At 74.1% G+C, this 3,237-nt stretch carries 3 protein-coding genes; 1 reads left to right on the top strand and 2 read right to left on the bottom strand.

Annotated elements, in window-relative coordinates:
• Window positions 1–69: 69 nt before the first annotated feature.
• Together ACFCV8_RS35815 and ACFCV8_RS35810 are read right to left on the bottom strand one after the other, a co-directional pair.
• Window positions 70–1,257, bottom strand: coding sequence for an amidohydrolase (locus ACFCV8_RS35815; protein ID WP_376689740.1), 1,188 nt, complete (start codon window positions 1,255–1,257; stop codon window positions 70–72).
• 41 nt (window positions 1,258–1,298) lie between these two features.
• Entirely contained in the window at window positions 1,299–2,438 is a 1,140-nt protein-coding gene (locus tag ACFCV8_RS35810) for an MFS transporter (protein ID WP_376689739.1), read from the bottom strand.
• A gap of 206 nt (window positions 2,439–2,644) precedes the next feature.
• On the opposite strand from ACFCV8_RS35810, the gene ACFCV8_RS35805 reads away from it, so the two are divergent.
• Complete coding sequence (locus ACFCV8_RS35805; protein ID WP_376689738.1) at window positions 2,645–3,166, top strand: nucleoside deaminase; 522 nt, start codon at window positions 2,645–2,647, stop codon at window positions 3,164–3,166.
• Window positions 3,167–3,237: the final 71 nt, after the last annotated feature.

The raw sequence follows: 3,237 nt of genomic DNA, 5'->3' as shown, positions 1-3,237 counted from the left end.
GGCCGCCGGGTGCGGGCACGGCCCGGCGAACGCGCCCGCCGGGCCGTTCCCGCCGGTCGACGGCCGGACTCAGAGCCGGAGTTCGCCGTCCTGGACCGCCACCCGGCCGCCGGCGAGCACCAGTTGACGGCGCGGTGCGCGGACCAGCGCGTCCTGGACGTTCTCGGCGTCCAGGAGCACGATGTCCGCCCGTGCACCGGCGACGATGTCATGGGTGCCACGGTGCACGAAGCTCGCTGCCCGGGTGGTGGCCAGCTCCACCGCGTGGGCCAGCTCCTCATCGGTGCGCAGCCCGTGCAGCCGGGCGAAGCCGAGCGCGACACGCAGGATGTCGCCGTCGCCGTACGGCGACCACAGGTCCCGGATTCCATCGGTGCCCAGGCCGATCGGCACACCGTGCTCCCGCATCCCGTGCCAGGGAAGCGGCGCGGTGCGGACCGGGGCCACGGTCGCCCAGGAGACACCGGCCCTTCCGCACTCCTCGACCAGACGGCGCTGCCGGTCGGCCGGGAGCTCGCCCAGCGCGAAGCCGTGCGAGACCGTCACCCTGCCGCCCAGTCCGGTACGCAGGGTGCGGTCGATGATGAGCTCGAACTGGAAGGCGCCCAGCTCGCCCCGGTCGTGCAGATGGATGTCCAGCCCGACCCCGCGCCGCTCGGCGATGCCGAAGAGGCCGTCGAGCTGCGCCACCGGGTCGCGGTCGATCGACGCCGGGTCGAGGCCGCCGATCGAGGTCGCCCCCGCCGCGGCGGCCCGGTCGAGCAGGTCCAGCACACCCGGGCGGCGCACCACACCGTCCTGCGGGAAGGCCACGATCTCCACGTCGACCGCGCCGTCGAGCGCGGCCACCGCCTCGCGGACCACTTCGATCCCGCGCAGCCCGACACCGAGGTCCACGTCCACATGACTGCGTACCGCCGTCGTGCCGTGCCGGAGGAACTCGCGCAGCACGGCGACGGTCGGGTCCATGCCCGGGATACCAAGTGCGTCGCGTTCGGCGCGTTCGTGGGAGATGCGCCCCTGCGTCGTGGCCTCCCCGCCGTAGGACACCCAGGGCTTCCCCCACCAGCTCTTGTCGACATGAGCATGTGCGTTGATGAAGCCGGGCAGGGCGAGGAGACCGCGGCCGTCGAGGCGGTCGCCACCGTCCGGAGCGGTCCCGGCGGGCAGGACGGAGCGGATCTCGGCGCCGGACACCATGATGTCCACGGGGGCCGCGCCCCAGGGACGGACGTTCGTCAGAATCACATCAGCCATGCCGAAATGGTATGCCAAACGTGGTTCTGGCGGCCGGTCCGTCACCCGGTCCGGCGGATGAGCGCGAGCGGCAGCGTGGCGAGGGAGAGTGCGGCGGCGGCCAGGAGCGCCACGGAGAAGGAGGTCCCGGTCGCGACGAACCCGACGAGGAGGGCGCCCAGTCCCGTCCCGCCGTCGAATCCGATGTTCCACACGGCGCTCGCCACGCCGCTGGAGCGGTGGTCCACGGCGGCGAAGGCGTCCACCAGGGTCAGGTTCTGCAGCCCGCCGTAGCTGATCCCGACCAGGGCCATCCCGGCCAGCAGCGGCACCGCGCGGGTCGTCCCCGGCGAGGCCACCGCCCAGGCCGTCAGCGCGAGGCCGACGGCGGTGGCGGTCACCAGCGGCCAGAGGAACGGCCGGGTGCCGTACCGGTCGGCCGGTGCCCCGAACCGCCAGCGCGCGACGGCCGCCGTCCCCGTCAGCAACAGCAGTCCGGCCAGCGTCACGGCGGAGTCGTCGCTCATCTGCGGGGCGAAGGTGATCAGGGCGCCCCCGGCCGTCGTGACCCCGAGCAGAAGCAGCATCGGCCGCAGCAGCGGAAGATACGCCGAGCGCGGGCGCGCCGCGGTGTCCCGGACCGGCCGGTTCCCGGTCCCTGCCGTGTGCCCGTCCAGCCGGCGGGCCAGCCGCAGCGCGGGCGCCACCCCGAGCAGCGGCAGCGCGCCGAGCGCGAACACGGCCGTGAAGCCGATCCTCTCCGCGGCCCACGGCGCGGTCGAGACCAGCACGAACTGCGGCCCCGCGATGGCCAGCCCGTACGCCCCGACCGCCTTCCCGCGCCGCTCCGGCCCGACGAGCTCGGCGACGGCGGTTGCGCCGCAGACCGTGAGTACTCCGAACCCGAGCCCCCGCACCGCGGCCAGGGCCAGCACCGCCCCCAGATCCGCGGACAGCGGGTGCGCGAGTGCCGGGGCCCCGAGCAGCACCGCCCCGCCGACCAGGGTGGTCCGCCAGCCCAGCCGCCGGATCGCGGCGGGAACGAGGGTCTGCGCGCACACGGTGCAGAGCATCAGGACCGCGTTGACCGAACCGGCCCCCGCGGTGCCGGCGCCGCCGCGCACCACCCAGAGCGGCGCGGTGGGCAGCAGTACGGCGAAGCCCGAGAAGCCGGTGGCCGTCAGGAGCAGCAGGGCGGGCATGCCCGGCGCCCTCCATACCGACGCCGATGCGCGCGCGGGGCTCTTCACCGGGGCGGTGCTCACTGACCGTGCCTCCATGCTTCGTGCCTCGTGCTCCGTGTCGCCGGTGCCCGTACGACGCCGTGGCGGAAACGGCCATGGAATCATGAATGGTATACCGAACATCGCAGGACTGTGAGCCTGGAAGAACAAGTACGGAGAGTGGCATGAACACAGACAACGGGACGGGTGCGGAGAGCCTCGCACAGCCGGTCACCGAGAAGGACCTCGGGTATCTCCGCCGCTGCGTCGACCTCGCCCGGGAAGCGCTCACCGCCGGTGACGAGCCGTTCGGCTCGCTGCTCGTGGACGAGCACGGCACGGTCCGGTTCGAGGACCGCAACCGGGTCAAGGACGGCGACGCGACCCGGCACCCGGAGTTCGAGATCGCCCGCTGGGCGGCCGGGAACCTCTCCCCGGAGGAACGGCGGACGAGCGTCGTCTACACCTCCGGCGAGCACTGCCCGATGTGCAGCGCGGCCCACGCCTGGGTCGGCCTGGGGCGCATCGTGTACGCGTCCAGCAGCGAGCAGCTCGTGGCATGGCGCCGGGGCTGGGGCTTCGGCGCGGGACCGGTCGCGGCCCTGCCGGTGAACGCCGTCGCCCCGGGCGTACCCGTGTCGGGCCCCGATCCGGTGCTCGCCGAGGAGGTACGCGCCCTGCACGCCCGGATGCTGGGCGTGGCCTGAGGGCCGCTCCGCGAAGGGCCGAGTCCCGAAGAACGCGGCCCGAACGCCGTCGCCGCCCGAAGGAGCAGGGC

This window comes from Streptomyces sp. NPDC056347, assembly GCF_042262625.1.
Taxonomy (GTDB): Bacteria; Actinomycetota; Actinomycetes; order Streptomycetales; family Streptomycetaceae; genus Streptomyces.
This window is presented reverse-complemented; position numbering and strand designations above follow the sequence as displayed.